The organism is Rhodococcus sp. SB1D (genome assembly GCF_048573875.1).
Taxonomy (GTDB): domain Bacteria; phylum Actinomycetota; class Actinomycetes; order Mycobacteriales; family Mycobacteriaceae; genus Rhodococcus_F; species Rhodococcus_F qingshengii.
In genome coordinates this window covers 24197-41641 of the sequence record NZ_JBMAIQ010000001.1, presented here as the reverse complement: position 1 = coordinate 41641, position 17445 = coordinate 24197, and the positions used below count along the sequence as shown (strand labels likewise).

The 17445-nt window shown below is 62.3% G+C and carries 19 protein-coding genes; 6 read left to right on the top strand and 13 right to left on the bottom strand.

Features of this window, described 5'->3' with window-relative positions:
* The first annotated feature begins 63 nt into the window (after nt 1-63).
* Nucleotides 64-987, top strand: a complete 924-nt coding sequence (locus ACN50D_RS00195; RefSeq protein ID WP_211920479.1) for a LysR family transcriptional regulator — start codon at nt 64-66, stop codon at nt 985-987.
* Between the two features lie 2 nt (nt 988-989).
* Here ACN50D_RS00195 and ACN50D_RS00190 read toward each other — a convergent pair whose 3' ends face one another.
* Complete coding sequence (locus ACN50D_RS00190) at nt 990-1565, bottom strand: TetR/AcrR family transcriptional regulator (RefSeq protein ID WP_007727466.1); 576 nt, start codon at nt 1563-1565, stop codon at nt 990-992.
* Between the two features lie 76 nt (nt 1566-1641).
* Between ACN50D_RS00190 and ACN50D_RS00185 the strand changes: the two genes are divergently transcribed.
* Nucleotides 1642-2256: an NAD(P)H-dependent oxidoreductase gene (locus tag ACN50D_RS00185; RefSeq protein WP_007727467.1), complete on the top strand. Its 615-nt coding sequence runs from the start codon at nt 1642-1644 to the stop codon at nt 2254-2256.
* 13 nt (nt 2257-2269) lie between these two features.
* Here ACN50D_RS00185 and ACN50D_RS00180 read toward each other — a convergent pair whose 3' ends face one another.
* Nucleotides 2270-2851 (bottom strand): GNAT family N-acetyltransferase, encoded by a 582-nt coding sequence (locus ACN50D_RS00180; protein WP_007727469.1) that lies wholly within the window; start codon nt 2849-2851, stop codon nt 2270-2272.
* Between the two features lie 76 nt (nt 2852-2927).
* On the opposite strand from ACN50D_RS00180, the gene ACN50D_RS00175 reads away from it, so the two are divergent.
* Complete coding sequence (locus ACN50D_RS00175) at nt 2928-3911, top strand: hypothetical protein (protein WP_007727471.1); 984 nt, start codon at nt 2928-2930, stop codon at nt 3909-3911.
* A gap of 54 nt (nt 3912-3965) precedes the next feature.
* Here the strand turns inward: ACN50D_RS00175 and ACN50D_RS00170 are convergent, their stop codons facing one another.
* From ACN50D_RS00170 to ACN50D_RS00160, 3 genes are read right to left on the bottom strand one after another with little or no spacing between them, the layout of a single operon-like run.
* Complete coding sequence (locus tag ACN50D_RS00170; protein WP_007727473.1) at nt 3966-4856, bottom strand: sucrase ferredoxin; 891 nt, start codon at nt 4854-4856, stop codon at nt 3966-3968.
* A 58-nt stretch (nt 4857-4914) separates the two neighbouring features.
* Nucleotides 4915-5487 (bottom strand): YdeI/OmpD-associated family protein, encoded by a 573-nt coding sequence (locus ACN50D_RS00165; protein ID WP_007727476.1) that lies wholly within the window; start codon nt 5485-5487, stop codon nt 4915-4917.
* A gap of 9 nt (nt 5488-5496) precedes the next feature.
* On the bottom strand, nt 5497-6000 hold the full coding sequence (locus ACN50D_RS00160; RefSeq protein ID WP_042449832.1) for a hypothetical protein: 504 nt from the start codon (nt 5998-6000) through the stop codon (nt 5497-5499).
* Between the two features lie 128 nt (nt 6001-6128).
* On the opposite strand from ACN50D_RS00160, the gene ACN50D_RS00155 reads away from it, so the two are divergent.
* Nucleotides 6129-6974 carry an alpha/beta hydrolase gene (locus tag ACN50D_RS00155; RefSeq protein WP_003940761.1) on the top strand — a complete coding sequence of 282 codons (846 nt, stop codon included), beginning with the start codon at nt 6129-6131 and terminating at the stop codon, nt 6972-6974.
* On the opposite strand, the gene ACN50D_RS00150 is transcribed toward ACN50D_RS00155, so the two are convergent.
* On the bottom strand, nt 6959-7915 hold the full coding sequence (locus tag ACN50D_RS00150) for a GlxA family transcriptional regulator (RefSeq protein ID WP_007727480.1): 957 nt from the start codon (nt 7913-7915) through the stop codon (nt 6959-6961). The genes ACN50D_RS00155 and ACN50D_RS00150 overlap by 16 nt on opposite strands.
* Nucleotides 7916-8040: 125 nt before the next feature.
* Between ACN50D_RS00150 and ACN50D_RS00145 the strand changes: the two genes are divergently transcribed.
* A complete protein-coding gene (locus ACN50D_RS00145) occupies nt 8041-8679 on the top strand; it encodes an HD domain-containing protein (RefSeq protein ID WP_211920481.1) in 639 nt (212 codons plus the stop codon).
* 9 nt (nt 8680-8688) lie between these two features.
* Here ACN50D_RS00145 and ACN50D_RS00140 read toward each other — a convergent pair whose 3' ends face one another.
* The 7 genes from ACN50D_RS00140 to ACN50D_RS00110 form a co-directional block, all read right to left on the bottom strand.
* Nucleotides 8689-9645 carry a R2-like ligand-binding oxidase gene (locus ACN50D_RS00140; protein ID WP_003940790.1) on the bottom strand — a complete coding sequence of 319 codons (957 nt, stop codon included), beginning with the start codon at nt 9643-9645 and terminating at the stop codon, nt 8689-8691.
* Between the two features lie 87 nt (nt 9646-9732).
* Complete coding sequence (locus ACN50D_RS00135) at nt 9733-11370, bottom strand: sulfatase-like hydrolase/transferase (protein ID WP_211920483.1); 1638 nt, start codon at nt 11368-11370, stop codon at nt 9733-9735.
* Nucleotides 11371-11415: 45 nt separating this feature from the next.
* The gene (locus ACN50D_RS00130) at nt 11416-11757 is read right to left on the bottom strand and encodes a DUF6292 family protein (RefSeq protein WP_007727485.1); all 342 of its coding nucleotides are present in this window, start codon (nt 11755-11757) and stop codon (nt 11416-11418) included.
* Nucleotides 11758-11824: 67 nt separating this feature from the next.
* On the bottom strand, nt 11825-12580 hold the full coding sequence (locus tag ACN50D_RS00125; protein ID WP_030535116.1) for an alpha/beta fold hydrolase: 756 nt from the start codon (nt 12578-12580) through the stop codon (nt 11825-11827).
* Nucleotides 12567-13412, bottom strand: a complete 846-nt coding sequence (locus ACN50D_RS00120; protein WP_211920485.1) for an alpha/beta hydrolase — start codon at nt 13410-13412, stop codon at nt 12567-12569. The genes ACN50D_RS00125 and ACN50D_RS00120 overlap by 14 nt, the downstream gene beginning before the upstream one ends.
* A 165-nt stretch (nt 13413-13577) precedes the next feature.
* Nucleotides 13578-15131, bottom strand: a complete 1554-nt coding sequence (locus ACN50D_RS00115; protein WP_003940966.1) for a DNA polymerase Y family protein — start codon at nt 15129-15131, stop codon at nt 13578-13580.
* Complete coding sequence (locus ACN50D_RS00110; protein ID WP_081557619.1) at nt 15128-16018, bottom strand: hypothetical protein; 891 nt, start codon at nt 16016-16018, stop codon at nt 15128-15130. Before ACN50D_RS00110 ends, ACN50D_RS00115 begins: the two co-directional genes overlap by 4 nt.
* Before the next feature lie 227 nt (nt 16019-16245).
* Between ACN50D_RS00110 and ACN50D_RS00105 the strand changes: the two genes are divergently transcribed.
* Nucleotides 16246-17445 carry a serine/threonine-protein kinase gene (locus ACN50D_RS00105; protein WP_003940952.1) on the top strand — a complete coding sequence of 400 codons (1200 nt, stop codon included), beginning with the start codon at nt 16246-16248 and terminating at the stop codon, nt 17443-17445.

Here is a 17445-nt window from a genome sequence, read left to right as displayed (position 1 = left end):
CACCGATTCATAGATCCAATACGTGTTTTCGTCCAAAGCATCGAAATCTTCTATGATTTTGGCATGCTCGATCTAATTCGGCTGAGGGTCCTGGTCGCTGTTGCACAGGAAGGGTCGGTGACAGCCGCCGCCGATTCTCTCGGTTACGCGCAGCCCTCCATCAGTCACCACCTTCGACAGCTCGAATCGGAAGTCGGGGTTCCACTGTTCCAGAGAGCGGGTCGTGGACTGCGCCTGACGGACGCTGGCGCAGTGCTGGTTCGGCGAGCCACCGAGATCCTCGGCCACGTCGACGCAGCGGTAGCCGAAGTCCAGACGTACGCAGGACTGAGGGCCGGGCGGGTACGACTGGCCGCATTCCCGTCAGCCCTGGCGAGTTTGATTCCGCAGGCGATGGCAGCGTTCACGTCCCAGTACCCCGATGTGTCCATCAGCCTCGTTGATGCAGAACCACCCAAAGCACTTGCACTGCTTCGTAACAACGATGTCGACGTAGCTGTTGTCTTCGCGCACGAGGACACCCCTGAAGTCGGGCTCAAGCATGTCGCGCAGACGACTTTGCTGGAAGATCCGTTGTACCTGATCACCTCTACGCGGAATACAGATGCCGCCAACGAGATCACGGACTACGCCGGTGAGACCTGGATTGCCGGTTGCCCGAGCTGCCGAGCCCACCTCCTCACCGCTTGCAATCGAGCTGGATTCATTCCGCGGATCGAGTTCGAGACCGACGACTACGTCGCCGTCCAAGCCCTGGTCGCCTCCGGAAGCGGGGTAAGCACCCTTCCGGCCCTCGCCCTCCAGGCACATCAGAACCCGAGTATCCGCGCACACCGCATTCCCGGCGAGCGACGCACTGTCTCCGTCGCAACCTACGGCAAACCTCCACTTGCTCCCGCGATCGACGCGTTCGTCAGAACTCTGACAGCGATATCCGAATCCATGCGTGAGCGCGTCGAATTGGATGGGCACCAAGATAACCGGTGACCTCAGGTCCGGCCGACCACCGCGACTATCAGTGCGGCAAGTTCGCTTCGAGCATCGTCGGGCGAGAGCGCTCCCGCTACCGCCGCATGCGAGAGTGCCTCTGCAGCACCGAATATTGCGGTCATCGAAGGTTGCGCAAGTCCTCCGCCCGCACCAAAGGGAGTCAGCACCTCCCGACATCGTTCGGAATAGGCGTGTTCCGATTCACGCTTGACCCGCTCCAGCTCGGGCGAACCCTCCAGCGCTGCAAGCACACCCGTCAGTTCACGCCCCTGCGCCAGCGAACATCCGACGTAGGAGTCGGCGATGGCATTCGCGCGTCCGTTCAGAGACTCATCCGCGGCATCGAGATACTCCTCGAGCATCACCGTCTGACGATCGTCGAATTCCTTGAAGAGCGCTGCCAACAACGCGGCGCGAGAGGCGAAATGGCTGTATACAACTGGCTTTGCAACGACGGCACGTTCAGCCAACCGACCAAGGGTCAGCGCGTCCGCACCCTCCTCTCGCACCAACGCCCACGACACCTCCACGAGTTGTTCGTACCTGCCGGCTCGCGACAGTCTCGTACGTGCCATCGGACACCTCCTTGCGCTATATACCAATAGTAACCTACTCTTAGTACATAAGCGCACCATCTACCGAAGGACGCTCATGACCACACTCGTCGTAGTCTCCCACCCCGATCCCCAGTCACTTACCCAGCATGTCGCCCGTTCTACCGCCGACGCGATCCGCGACCTGGGCGGCGACGTCGACTTCGCGGACCTACATGCCGAGAATTTCGATCCCCGATTCGCCGAAGCCGATGTGAACCTGTTCCGCGGCAAAGGGGCTCCCCCGGCCGACGTTGCAGCCGAGCAGGAGCGAATCGATCGTGCAGACGATCTGATTCTCGTGTTTCCGATGTACTGGTGGTCGATGCCCGCACTACTCAAAGGTTGGATCGATCGAGTCTTCGTCAGCGGATGGGCGTACGAATTCACCCCGGGAAGCGAATTCGTGAAGAAACTGGACCGACTCACCGTCCACCTGATTCCAGTCGCAGGTGACGACGCCGAGAGTTTCGACCGACACGGCGTGTACGAGGCCTTCCGGACACAGATCGAACGCGGAATCATCGAATATTGCGGTGCCACACTGGGATCGACAACCTTCGTTCACGAGTCGGACACGAAGAGCCGAGACGTCCTCGCCGCAGAAATCCACGACCTCAGCGAAAGCATCGCGTCCCGTGTCGCCTACCCTGCGACCGCGACTTCCCGTTGACGGTCAAAAACGGTCAACTGGCGCTTGACCGGCCCGTGGCCGCCCAGTAGCGAAGCGTGTCTCCCGAATGGCCGAGGTTGCGCGACAACTGATCAGCTGGGCGCACGCTATCGAGAAGTCCCCCACACCCTTCGATAACATTACGCGAACCCGCGTTCGTTTCGTCGCAGGTAATCAGGACGCGACTGAGCCCCACCGGGTCGCCGGCATACGTGAGCACTTCCCGCAGAGCAGCCGACGCTATCCCTTTCCGCCGTTCCGACGGCCGAATCCCGTAGCCGATATGACCACCAAGATCCGCCAAGAACTCATTCAAGCTGTGTCGCAACTGGATAGCACCGAGATACCTGCCGTCTCGCACGATCCACCAGTTGGTTGCCGGGACAATGTCGGGCCCCGGCAACGCCTCGGGCTGCGCCAACAACTCCTGAACCCACTGCCCGAATCCATCGCGTGATGCAAGGTCCAGATCCAGACGTTGCGCAACTCCCAACGCCGAACCGGGCTGATCCGCCTGCGGTCCACCCCACTCGTCACGCGACTCCAACCAGGACACCCACAAGGCCTCGTCAGGCGCAACCAAATCGACTGTCATAGCAGCGATGCTACGTCGCACCCGCAATGGTCGAGACTTCGCCTCAATCCATCGCAAAAGCACATAGTGTCGATGTATGAGTGGACGATTCACAGCTGGGGTCTTTATCGTCGTCGTCAGTGTCGTCGCCGTTGCGTTGGTTTGGACCGGCGTTCGAGACTATGAATCTTTCACTCCACCGGTCGCGACGGCGGTCGATCGGGCAGACTGCCTCGCCCCTGATATCACCGCCGCGCTCGTAGCCCCCGAGGCACGCGACAGCAGCATCGCACTTCGCCCCGAGGGAAGTGGTTACCCGCCTCCTGATTTCAGCCCCGTTGCCGTTGTTCGATGCGAACGCGGAGAAACGTCCGACGGTGGGTTGACCATCGACTCCATACGCCTCGAGGGGGACATCCACGCGGTGGACGATGCATTCCGCGAACAGTCTCGTCGATTTCCTGCCAACGTCCGGGCCGACTGCGCGTACCGTCTCGTCCCGCCAGCCGGTTTGTGGCTGGTAGACGAAGCAGGAGCAGCCATACGCCCTACCTGGCCGACCGCGCCCTGCGGACTGCAAGAGAAACCACACGCAGCCCTGCGCCAACTACATGAGATCAGCCGCGCGCAGCATCCGGTCGACGGCATCTCCTCCGATGACGCCGGAACCTGCGCGGAGTCGATCGGACAACCGTTCGCGACGACCACTGAAGCTGACATGAGTCGCATGGCAGAACACGAAGACACTCACGCGCGCCCACTGACGGAAACAGCTTTGGCTACACCGATTTCCGACGTCGGCAGACTACTGGTGTGCCGCTATTCCACCGAACCGCCGCTGCCCGAGTCCCGAATCCGCTTGTCACGCCAGCAGAGTACTGATCTGATGGAGGTTGCATCCACCGCGCCACCTGCAGGCCCATGCGATCTCGTCGCCCATCACATCGCTTCGATCGACGTACTTCGTCCCGACGGATCGGGCGGCACGCGGATGGCAGTCGAACTCGACGGATGCCAACGCGTAAACCTCCTCGGACAACGTCAATTACCGCCCGCAGTCATTGCGCTCCTGTTGCAGTAGCGATGACCCACACCCGAGTTCATCGAGACTGATCGTAGAAAACCGACGATGAAATCACAGGTCTCGAATCGACGTGACGACAACCGGCCTGACCGGCTTGGGCGCCGCGCCGCAACTCGGTGGACGCGGCGCGAGTTCGGAGACTGCAGTCTCCACGGCCCATTGCCGGCCGTCCACATGTGCGACGACGCATGTCCCGTCACTCGCCTGCTCGATGACAGCCAAGTCGTCGATTCCGCAGGTTATTTGCTGTCGCACAGCAATTTCCGAAGCCTGCCCCGCAGGAGACCAACAACTCCGTCCACGCAGGCCTGGCAAATGGACCTGATCTCGGGAAGCCACCTCCACGGCCGTGACACTCTCACTTGCCGACAGACGGCCGTACGTATTGCCGCTCGGCAACAGGATCATCGACGGCGCGAATCGGTGCCCGCCGGTATGCGAACACTCCCACACCTGGGGTCCGAAGGACGACATCAGCGCTGCGGCGATCGGCCTGCCGAATACAGCGCAGCACTGGTCGCGCTTGCCGTGTGCGCAAACCAATACGACTGGCTCGGTCACTTGCTCGCCCAGTCCTGGTGGCGGCCCATCCAACAAGAAGAAATCGACGTCGAGTAATTCCATCGGCGAATCGATGTGCAACCTTTCACACCATGAGTCGCTCGGATCGGAGCGCGCAAGCAGGACGGTGTGTCCATCAGTCATCGGATCGGTACGCCCGGGTCGCCGAACGAACATGATTCGCACGTTCGCTGCATCGGCTCGGCGGCTCAGCTCGGCGGCAAGGTCCTCCCCCAAGGCCGTACCGTCCAACACGTCACGACCCCACGCGGCATTGAATTCGAGGCATACCCAGCCCCGCACGACGGCAGCGCTGCCTGCCAGCGGCTCATCGACAGCAGACAGTGCGGAACAGGTTTCGGCTTCGATCACGAGGCCCATTGTGTCAGCCTCGCTGGGTGTCGATTCGCAAGTCCCTGTGGCCCAGTGACACGGCAGCTCAATAGAACTTCTTGCCCTCCGCAAGCTGGTTCACGAACTTCTCGATCCGCCTGGCTCGCGTCTCCGGACGCTTTGCCTCCTGCAGTCGGTACGCGATGGTGAATCGGTTGGTGGAATTGAGCGTCGCGTAGAACTCACGAGCCTTCGGGTTTTCCGCGAGCGCATCGAGAAAGTCTTTCGGGACCTCGGCCTTGGCTGATCCCTCGTACGCGCGATCCCATCGACCGTCGGCCTTGGCCTTCTCGATCTCGGCGATGCCGGAAGGCTCGAGAAGTCCCGCAGCGTCGAGGCGGGCGACTATCTCGACGTTGCGTTTGGACCACGGACTCCGCGCGGTGCGTCGCGAAAACTTCTGTACGAAGAAATCGTCGTCGATTCGCCGTGCGAGGCTGTCGATCCAGCCGAAGCACAGGGCAACGTCCAACGCTTGGTCGTAGTCGATCGAACTGTGCGACGAGGTCTTCTTGGCCATTTTCAGCCAAAGGCCGGGGACCACCTCGTGGTTCTCGGACAGCCATCGACGGAACTCTGCTCCGTCAGCGAAGTATTCGGTGCCGAGTTCGACTGCCATCAGTGCTCCTCATTTTCGCGATACCCATACCCTGACAAAACCCTGCGACAAATATCCGAGAGTTCCGAGTGCGAGCACCCATTTGGCAATACTGACGGTCGAAGCGGCGCGAACCCTCGAGTCGGTGATCCTGTCGCGATGATCGAGGAAATGGAGTCCGACCACGTTCTCGACGTAGTCGCCGGCCGCCGACAGTACCGGCACTACGGCAAGGGCGCGCCGAGTTGCCGGGGAAAGGGGAACCCGCTCCCCGAGCCTCGTGCCCGCTGACCGCAAAGCCATCGCGTAGATCGCGGGATGTACGAAGTCGGGGTAGTAGTGACTACGAAATCGTGCCGTGGCCTCGTCGTCCATGGAGTCCAAGATCTCGACGTACCGGCGAGCGGAGAACGCCGTCTGCACTTCCAATACTTTGGGAGCCACCGGCCCGAGTAGGCGAGCAATATTCGCTTGTGAGACAACAAAAGCGGTGGTCCACAGTGCCATCGCCTTCGCAGATCCAGTTGGTGCCATGCCACGATCGTGCCATCTTCGCACAACAGAACGGAACGGCCCGACGGAAGAGCTCGCCGAAAATGTGAATGAGGTTGTAAAAAGCGGGCATTCCGTATCGATCATCGGTCCGATAGCGGGGAGCGCGCATGTCGCCCAAGTCCAACCCGACTGTTCTGTTCATCCACGGACTTTGGATGCACCCGACCACGTGGGACCCCTGGGCGCAGGTTTTCAGCGCGCAGGGGTACTCCACAATGGCGCCGGGATGGCCAGGGGACGCGTCGACCGTGGGTGAGACGCGTGAACACCCGGAAGACATCGCGGGACACGGCATCGAGGACGTGACGGATCACTACGCCAAGGTGATAGCCGATCTCGACGAACCACCGATCGTGGTGGGGCATTCGTTCGGAGGTTTGATCGCGCAGAAACTTCTGGGCCAGAAGCTGGCGACCGCGGCAATTGCCATCGACCCGGCTCAGCCCAAAGGGGTGTTGAAACTTCCCCTCGTTCAACTGGGCAGTGTTTTCCCGGTCCTGTCCAACCCCGGGAACTACCGGAAGGCGTACTCACACAACAGAGAGTCGTTCCACAAGTCCTTCGCCAGTGCCGTGTCCAAGGACGAGTCCGACGCATTGTTCGAGCAGTATGCGATTCCCGCCCCTGGTCGGCCGTTGTTCGAGGCAGCACTCGCCAACTTCGCGCCCCACAGCCCCGCTGCAGTAGATTTCAACGCCCGCCGCGGGCCACTCCTGATGATCGGCGGCGGCAAGGATCGCACAGTCCCGAAAGCCAGTTCGGACAGCTCGTTCAAGAAGTACGCCAAGGCCCCGACGATCAACGAATACAAGGTCTTCGGCGATCGAGGTCACTCGCTGACCATCGACCACGGCTGGCGTGAGATCGCGGACTACAGCCTTGCCTGGCTCGACAAGCAGGGCATGAGCCCGCCGCAAGGCAAGCACGAAAGTCAGTCTCAGCCGAAAGCTTGAAAACGACGGCGGTACACCTGCGGCGAGATTCCGAGATGCGTCGAAAATGCTCGTCGTAGGGATTCCGAACTGCCGAATCCCGCCAATTGCGCGGCTTCGGTCACCGAGTGGCCGGCATCGAGGAGCGCTTTCGCGGAGTCGAAACGGATCAACTCGACGTATTTGGCCGGCGTCGTACCGAGTTCTTCCCGAAAGAGCCTCGTCAGATGCCGTGGGCTCAGGTGCGCCAGGGCAGCCAGTTCGTCGACCGAGTACTCCCCCGCCGGATCGGCGGCCACCGCCTCGACCACTGCGCGAAGCGCGGGCACCCGGGGCCGCGGCCCGCTCAACGACGGCGAGAACTGTGACTGCCCACCTGGACGTTGGAGAAATACCACCAGAAGCTGTGCGACACGTCGGGCCATTTCTGCACCATGATCTCGCTCGAGCAATGCGAGCGCGAGGTCGATCCCGGCGGTCACACCCGCAGACGAGAACACCGTGCCGTCCTGGATGAAAATGGCGTCGGGAACTACCGTGATCTGCGGATAGGCGCGCGCCAGCGTTGCCGTGTGTTGCCAATGCGTCGTTGCGCGGCGTCCGTCGAGCAGTCCACTCGCCGCCAGGATGAATGTCCCGGTACAGATCGAGGCAACCCGACCCGAACGTCTCGCCAGATCGCTCGCTGCCTCACGCAATTCCGGACTCACCGGCATCGACGGGAACACGTCGCCGCCCATGACCAGCAACGTGTCGAAGGAACCGGAATCTGCGACGTCACAGTCGACCGGAATGCGCATGCCGGTCGACGAGTCGACATCGTGTCCACCTACCGAGCAGATCACCAACTCGTAGTTCGCTCCGCCGCGATTGGCCTCTGCGAACACCTCACTCGGACCTGCGACGTCGAGCAGTTTGACGCCGTCGAACACCAGGACGGCAACTCGATGCACTGCGGTCACGATCGCTCCCCTTCGTCCTGATCTGTGGACAGTATGGCCGAGATCAGGGTGCGCCCGCGTGCGTGCTCGACCGACACTGGGACAGACCGAGAAATTCGCAGCAGCGACGAGCAGAGCAGGTACCGATGAACACGATCATTGCCGGTGTGAAAATCCCCGATTCGAAGATGGCTGCCGACGCCACCGAACTCGTCCGAGATACGTCGTCCGAGTTACTGTTTCACCACTCGCGACGCGTCTTCCTCTTCGGATCGCTGCAAGGCGCGCGTTTGGGACTGCACGCCGACCCCGAACTGCTCTACGTCGGCGCCATGTTTCACGACCTGGGGCTCACCGAGAAATTCCGGGACAGTACGGCGCGATTCGAATTGGACAGCGCGGACGAAGCGCGGCGATTCCTCACCGGCTACGAAGTCGACGAAACCGACATCCGCAAAGTGTGGGAAGGCATCGCTCTACATACGACGCCCGAGGTCCCCTCGCGGCTGGAGCCCGAAATCGCCTTGGTGACAGCGGGCGTGGAGACCGATGTACTCGGAATCGGATACAGCGAACTCGACCGGGCCGACATCGACGCCGTCACCGCGGCCCACCCCCGTCCGGATTTCAAGAATCAGATCTTGAAGGCCTTCACCGACGGCTTCAAGCACCGTCCCGAAAGCACGTTCGGGACGGTGAACGCTGACGTACTCGAACATTTCGTGCCGGGATTTCGGCACATCGATTTTGTCGAGGTCATCCAGAACTCGGCTTGGCCCCAATAGAATTCGCAGTCATTTGGCCGCCTCACTCATCGCAGCGGCATCTTCTGCCCCGAACTTTTCCTCGAGGGTCTCCGGCGAATAGTCGAGGTCGATCTCGGCGACGTCGCGCCCGCGTGCAGACTCGATCGCCGAAAGTCGGCGCTGCGCACGGTCTGCGGCATACTCGAGGAACTCCTGATTGTCCAAACCGAACGGCTGCACCTCGAATTGATCGTTGACCCAGTTGATCATTCCGAGGGCCATGGGCATGAGTTCACCCATCCGCTGCTGAACGACGTCCCAGTTGTGATCGTCGGCGGCGACGTGCCTTCGGCAGGTGAACGTTCCCCAAGCCATGTGCCGTCGTTCGTCGTCACCGATCTTTCGCACCAATTGCTGCATGCCAGGGAGGATTCCGCGCGTCGCACAAACTTTCTGCCAGGCGTAGTAACCCGTCAACGCCAGACTGCCCTCGATGACGTGGTTGTACGTGACGCTGGCACGCACCTGGTTGACCGGGCTGGGGTCTGTCTCGAGAATGCGTAGCGACGACGGCAGCTCCTCGTAGAACAGTTGCCGGTAGTACGGATTGTCAGCGACGTAGGAATGCAGGTCACTGGTCAATCCCACTTCGTCCATCCACAGCCGAAACACCTGGGTGTGCTTGGCTTCCTCGAAACAGAACTGCGTCAAGTACATCTCGTCGCCGAATCGTCCCTCGGTCGACATTGCTTTCATGAACGGTTGAATGTCTTCGGTGACGGCTTCTTCACCGGCGATGAACTGCGCACACAGGAAGGTGGCGCTGCGCTGTTGTTCGCTGGTCAGCTCCTGCCAGTCACGGGCATCCTGCGAAAAATCGAGGTCGGTTGGGTTCCAGAATTTGGCATTTCCCTTGGTGAACAATCGGAGTGGGAACGAATCCCAGTTCAACCCTCCCGACCGAAGAGAACTGAAACCTTCTCGCCCCGGCGAGGTGACAGTCATGACATTCCTTCTTCCCGAACCGAAGACAGATGCCCCACCAGCATGCCCGCAGAACTGAAACGTGAATCAGTTTTGACGAAATTCGATCTATTCCTTCAGGGAAACACCCTTGGTCTCCATCACTGCGAAGAGCTTGGCGTTCATCTGAGCTGCCAGATCCGGCCGATACGAGCCGATGTTGAGCGGATTGGCGAGATTGTTCAGTTCCAAGGGGTCGGCTTGTAAGTCGTACAGTTCGTATTGCGGCGCAGCAACTCCCGCAGGATCGAAGTACATCGTGTACTTCCAGCGACTCTCGCGTATGCACCGAATGTGGTTGGGCTGCGTGACGATGTTCTGACCGTCGGGCGTCGCACAGTTCTGATCGTCGTAGGTGAACAGAATCGTGTCCTGAACCTGCGCGCTGGGACTTTGCGGATAAGCGGCAGCGTCGACGATGACCGGTGTCAGATCGGTACCCAGGAAGTTCCACGATTGACGCGCAGGCGCTTGGGCGAGTGTGGCGAGAGTGGGCATCACGTCGATCAACGACGCCAGGGCGTCGGTGCGAACGGGTTCGGGAAACAGCAAGGGGTTGCTGATGACCAGTGGAACGCGCAGTGTTTCCTCGTAGGCGTTGAACACTTTCTGCCGCAAACCTCCGTGGCTCATCCCCATCTCCCCGTGATCGGACATCCGAACGATCACCGTGTCGTCGAGCATCTGTGGAGTGGCTTCGATCGCGTCGAGCACGCTGCCGATGTGTTCGTCGACCACCTTGTGCATATAGGCGTAGAAGTTGATGTAGTTACGCGCCTGATCGGGTCCGAGCAGCGGCCCGAGCCCGGCTGCCAACAGCAGTTCCGACTGAACCTGGGCTGTCGGTTTGTGATTGAGCGCCAGGATCTCGTCGAAGGTGGGCGGCAAGTCGATACCCTGCTCGAAGGCGCCCGGCGCGTCCGATCCGTAGTTGTCGCACGTGCCGTTCATCGCGTTCCACGTCTGGGGGTACGCGAGGACATCGTGCGGGTTCACGAACGAGACGATCAGCGCCCAAGGCTGTCCGGATGCGACTGCGGGTCCGGAGAGAAACTCGACAGCTTCCTCGGCGACACGGCGATCATGGTCTGCGCACCCGCCACCGAAATGATCCGGATTGGTGTCCTGGCCCGCGTCCGGCGGAATCCACCCCTCGAAGCCGAATCCTGCCACGTCCTCGCTTGTCGGATCACCACCCTCGACGCCTTTGCTCAGATGCCATTTCCCCCGGTACTGGACGTTGTAGCCGGCCGACGCCAGCAGCTTTGCCATGTTCTGTTCGGAGACCTGCAACTGTGGCTCGGTGGGTGAGACAGTGCCACCTTCGGTGAGCGTTCTGGTGACCCCGTGCTGCGCGGGGTAGAGGCCGGTGAAGAACGTACTGCGACTGGGCGAGCACATCGCGGTGTTGCACACTGCCTGGTCGAAACTCAGCCCGTGATCGGCAATCCTCTTGCGGTTGGGCAGATTCTGTTCAGCCCAGCCTTGGGGCCAGTACATCGGCCGGCGTTCCTGATCGGTGACGATGACAACGATGTTGGGTTTCTGCGGAAACCGATCGGCGGGTGCTGCTTGTACCGGCACCGCGCTCACCGCGCCGGCCGCGACGTCTGCCACTCCCGCGAGGACAAGGGCACCGACGCCACCGAGGAACGTCCGGCGCGGCAATGAATGACAATGCGGGGCTGGAACGTTCTCTGGGTTCACGGGCGTCGTCCTCTCGGAGGCGTTGTCGCCCCAGAGTTGACCGAATCACTCTTCGCTACACATGCGCGAGCAAACTGCCCGTGCGCTGATCAGTTCGATAACCCGATCCGCACAGCGCAGCGGATCCGGTGTCCGGCCGATACCGAGGGTGTCGACTATCGAAATCGTCCTTCGCACATCAGCCTCCTCGACACCCCACGACCAACCGAAGTCGTGATTCCAGAGCAGAACTGCGTTCTTCCCCGGATGGTGCCTGGCATGAACGGGAAGGACGATCACCGCATCCATGCTCGGCCCCTGCGGCCATCGGACGGTCTCACCGTGAACGGACCGTGCTACCGCGTCGACGTATTCGTGTGCGGACCAGTCGTTGCCGTTGGTATGCATGGAAGTACATTCGGTGCCACACACGTTTCGGATGGGTTCGTGGCATCACCGATCGAGTATTGCGCTTTCAGGAAATGAACGGCAACACAACGGATTCGAATTGGCGATGACCGTCGCGGTGGACACTGTGGCCGGTACGGAAAGAGACCAATTCGCAGCGTGCGACGGTGGCTGCAACAGCGTCGAGGCGAACAGGATCCACCATCCCGCCCAGACCTCCACGCAGGAACAACATGTCAGCCTCGATGAGCGGCAACCGATCCCACCACTGCGGATCCGGTCGGCGGAACTGCTCGAGCGCGGACCGCGTCATCGAGCGATCGAACGTCAACGCGGCTCGCGGATGCCGCACCAAACTTGTTGTGGCGTGCCACAGTTCTGGGACACTCGGCAATTTCCTCGCGAACACCTGTTCCGGGTCACCCGCACGTAGTGGTAACGGCGCTTCCTCGATGACCAACTTCCGCACCGCAGTGGGACGTTTCTGCGCGATCAACGACGCCGCGTGCCCGCCGAGCGAGTGGCCGACCAGATCCACCTGCTCGAGTTCGAGATGATCACACACGTCCATGACGTCGTCCGCGAACTCCTCGAACAGATACGACGACGCACGAGCGCTCCGGCCGTGGCCGCGAAGGTCGACCGAGACAACTCGCCGGTTGCGTGATCGCAAGGTCCGCGCGAACTTGTCCCAGGTACCGCTGTCGCCGCCCATCCCGTGCACGAGGACTACCGGAGGCAGATCGGCCACACTGGGATGCGAGCCGGAATCGCGGTAGCTGATCTGGACCCCGCCGGCACTTCGTACGTTAGCGACACTCACGAGTTCCCAGGATAGACCCGTCCTCGCGGATTGCTGACGCGGTCAGCCGAGGCGGCAACTCCCCTGCTCGCGTGACCTCGTCGTAGCGACCGAGTCCGATCCTCGCGATGTTTCGCAGCGACTCGCTTGCATCGGCGAAGTAGCCGCAATGCCCTCGAACGGCACCGGTACCGAAAACAATGGCTCCGTGCTGCGCCCGAACTGGAGACGGGCCGTGCCCGAGGCGGCCGATCTTCACGCGTGGGAAGTAGCGGATCCAGTCCGACGGACCAAGCGCAGCCCAGAGATTTCCGGCAAAGCACAGGTCTTCGCGCGAACTGGTCCCCATCCCCGGACTACCCAGCACCACGCAATCGTCCACTCGCGCCGACGGGAGAGCGAGTCCGCACACCACGGCCCCGTAGCTGTGTCCGACGAGCGTCACATGCGCCGATCGCGGCAGGATACGAGTCAACCGCGCCAGATCTATCGCACCAAGTTCTGCAAGTGTCCGGGAGAACGACTCGAGAAATCCCCACGGCGTCCGATAACCGACCCACACGATCACCGCGACGCGGTCGCTCGGCCCGAGCGACCGGAGCATCCTTCCCAGTGTCCATCCGCTCGCGCGTGGTCCTGTCGGACGGTTCTCGTCGAAGTAGTTTCCCAGTCCGTTGTCGTTGCCCGGCACGAAGATCATGATGTGCTCGGCGGTGGCGACATCGCCGAACACCTCCACGATCCGGCCTTCACCGGTCTCGTCGTACGCCAGAAGTTGTGCGTCGCGTAGCTCCATCGGCTCGTAGTGAAGTCGATCGGTTCCGGAAACGTCAGCTCGACCCGCCGTTTTCATGACACTCCTCGCGAAGAGTTGCAACGACGAGAATCATTGCAACAGTGAGTTTTTGAATGTCATCAACGCTAGGCGCCCGATGGCGTCGGTGCGATGGCGCCAGCGCCCCTACTGTTCGTACAGTCGACTCGACCATGTCCGGTACAGCTGGCTGTACCTACGAGCTCATTCGTACACGCCCTCCACCGACCATCCACCGCCTTCACAGATCATCAGCAACGCCCGCGATTCTTCCAACAGCACCTGAGCCCGCGCGGCCGTGCGCGCCGAGGCTGCGTCCCACCATCGCTCGTCCACCGGCCAGGGCCCGGCCCATCCCTGCACTGCCCATTCCTTGCTCCCCCACTTCAGCCTTCCCGGCTGCGAGCTGAAGACACCGCGCTCAGTGACGTACACGGCGTTGCCGGCCACATCCTCCAGCCATACCTTGGGATTGTCGACGAAGATCGACCCCGGAGACGGCTGCGGCAGACGACCAGGCCACGGGGCTGTCGGATCATGAGCAGCTACCCGCTCGTCACCCAAGGGCAACAGGGTAATTCGCTCCGAGGGCCCTCGACCACCGCTCAGGACACCGACCTGAACCGATTCGCCGCCCAGAAGACCTTGCACGCGCACCAATGCTCGCCTGGCCCGCTCCTCCTCGTCGCCGACACCGCCCCAAAGCCCCAACTGCAAAGCGCCGGCACTGACCACCTCCACCGGTTCCAGACGCAACACCGCTATGCCTGCGGTCGGCCGGGTCTCACTGCGCCCGGTGAGCCAGCCGTCCAGTTGCCATCGCACTCGATCGGCCGTTCCCTCCGGTGTCAGAGGTTCGGCGCAACGCCAAGTCCGAGAAAGATTTTCACCGTTGCCCGTGCTGGCCGAAATCGACAGGCGGGTGCACGCCACTGCGGCAGCCGACAATTTGTCGTGCAGGAGACTCGCCAAGGCGCGCCCGGCAAACGCTGCGGCATCCACCCGCTCGATCGACGGATCGTAATGCTGCTCCACTTCCAGATCCGGCGGAAGCGTCCGCGCCGACGGTGGCCGCTCGGGTTCACCGCGCGCCGCACGATGCGCGAGCACCGCATCGGCCCCGAAACGCGAAGCGACGTCCACTGCCGGTAAATCCGCGAAAGCACCGATGGTTCTGATCCCGAGCCTGCGCAGCAGATCCACCAACTCCCCGCGATGCGGCGCAGACAGACTGGGCTCGGCCGCCAACTCCGGCATGGGTAGCGGCGCCAGAAACCGTGCCCCCTCCCCCGGCGGCACCAGCGCTGCCCGGCGCGCGGCAATGACCGCTGTGGACAGCTGATCCGCCACACCCACCTGACTCTCGACGCCCGCAGCAGATGCCTGATCCACCAATCGTTCCGCCGCGGCTTCCTCCGAACCGAAGTACCGACTGACACCTCGCGCACTGAGCACCAACAAACCAGGACGGAGTACCTCGACGCCCGGTGCCACCGCATCGATGGCCGCGGCGACCGGCTCGAACAATCTGGCGTCGCGTTCCGGATCTGCCATCGCCACATACAGTTCCGGGCAGCGGGCCTGCGACTCGCGTCGGCGCAGGCCTCGTCGCACTCCCTCCGCGCGGGCCGTCGCCGAACATGCGATCACCCGATTACCCGAGGTGACCGCGACAGGATGCGTGGCAGGAAGATCGGCAAGCGCTGCCGCTGCCACCGCCGGCCAGTCCGGGCACCACAACGCCAGAACTCTGCTCACAGTGACACCACCCGCGACGACACCACCCGCGACGACACCACCTGCTCCGACACCACCTGCTCCGACACGGCCTCGACCGGCCGGGAAGGTACCCACTCGACCCGCCCGGCTGCACTGCAGATGTCCAGACGCGTGGTCCGGGGCTGGAACGAGCGCCCCCGAGCACGAACCGCGAGGCTCAGGGAACTGAGCCGACCACGCCCCAACTCACGGCCCTGACCGAACCCACCGTAACCATGAACCCGAGCGTCCAACCGAACTTCGGCCCCGTCCCAGTGACCTTCGGTGACAACAAGAGTCGAGCCCTTGCTCCGGGCGCGCGCCACCACCGCTCGCGCACGCGACGGGGATACCGACGCACCCGCCAATCCCAGAATCACCAGATCCATACCGTCGAGCAGCACAGCAGCGATCTCGACCGGATCCGGCCCAGGCGCCGGAATGAGCGCCAGACGTTCCAGTTGCGCACCCATCTCGTACGCCGCCAGCAATCCCAGTCGAGGTTGCCCGATGACTGCCACATGCCCCCCGGACGCCGTCACGGACGCGACCAATCCCAAGAGCAAGGAAGCAGCGCCCTCGACGGACACCACGGTTCCGCGCACCAAACCGCCCTGCGGTAGCAATGCCCCGATACCTTCCGGCACTGGGAGAACACCAGCCTTGTGCGCGCGGTTCACGACCGGTATGTCCCGGTCGGCAACACTCTCGAAGGCTGCTGCACTTGTCCCGGAAACACCAGCCACGGAAACACTCGGTCCCGAAAACGACGTATCGCCGCGAGAGGGAATGGACGCGATCTGTCGGCGGAGCTGTGCCAGCCGATCCTGACGGGACAACCCCGCCGCATCTGCCGACAGCTCCACCAACTCGGTCACCTCGGTCATCCCCATCCTCCGGAACACCGGAAAAACTCACTCGGCAGCAATCCATAACCAGCCGGCAAACCGCGGGGAAGTCGGGTCTGACATGCATCCAACGAACAGCAATTTCGAACATATTTTCGAACTGTTTTCAGTAAACCGTGTCACCCCCGACACGTCAAGCAGAGCAAAAAACCCAGTTCACAGGAGCCTCGAGCGTCACAGTGGCATCAATCCATTAACCTTGAGATGTGACAGCTCAGGAGCAGACCGGGAGGGGCATCGGGCCCGAATACCTGCTGGCGGGGCGGTACCGACTCCGCTCCAAGATCGGCGACGGAGGCATGGGCGCCGTCTGGCTGGCCCGCGACACCCTCCTCAGCCGTGACGTCGCGGTGAAACAGGTCACAAGCACGGAAGGCCTCGACACCGAAACGGCCGAAGAGGTCCGTGAACGTACATTGCGCGAAGGCAGGAACGCCGCAAAGCTCACCCACCCCCACTCCATCGCCATGTACGACGTCGCGATCGAGTCCGGTGAACCGTGGTTGGTCATGGAGTACTTCCCCGCCCGCAGCCTCGCCCAGGCGATGAACCTGGCCGACACGTTGCCACCGCTGGAGGTCGCGCAGATCGGCGCGCAGATCGCTGCGGCGCTCACCGAGGCGCACGCCGCCGGCATCGTCCACCGCGACATCAAGCCCGGCAACATCCTGATCGCCGACCGAGGCAAGTCTCTCGGCACCGTCAAGATCAGTGACTTCGGCATCGCCCGCGCAAAGAGCGACGTATCCGACACCCAGGACGAGGTCATCACCGGCACTCCCGCGTACTTTGCACCCGAAGTTGCCCGCGGCGACGATCCCACCGAGGCCAGTGACGTCTTCTCACTCGGGTCGACGCTCTACACGGTGATCGAGGGTCAACCGCCCTTCGGCATCGACTCGGACGCCATCGCTCTACTGCATCGTGTCGCCAAGGCCGAGATCTACCGACCCACCAAGTCCGGACCGCTCACCGACGTTCTCCTTCAGCTCCTCGAGCCGGACCCCACCCGTCGGCCGACGATGGCTCAGGCACGCGACGCGCTCGCTGCAGCCGCGACGGGCGGTGGCACGATCGAGCAGTTGATCGACGCTCCCGTCTACTCGTCCGAAGGCGCCGTGCCGGCGTGGGCTCACCGCACCACACAACTCGCCGACCCACACCGCCGCAATCGCCTGACCGGCTCCACGATCACCGGACTGCCTGCAGTGCAACAGAACACGCCACTGCGGAACGTTCCCAGCCCCATGGACATGTTCTCCTGGCCGCCGCGGATACCGACCGGCCCCGCCGATGCCAGCACCCGCGACAAGGTAGTGGCTTGGGCTCCCCTCGCCATGACAGGCATGGTTGCCGTCATCATCTTGGCCGCACTGATCGTCGTCATCCTGGTGTTCACGGCCTGA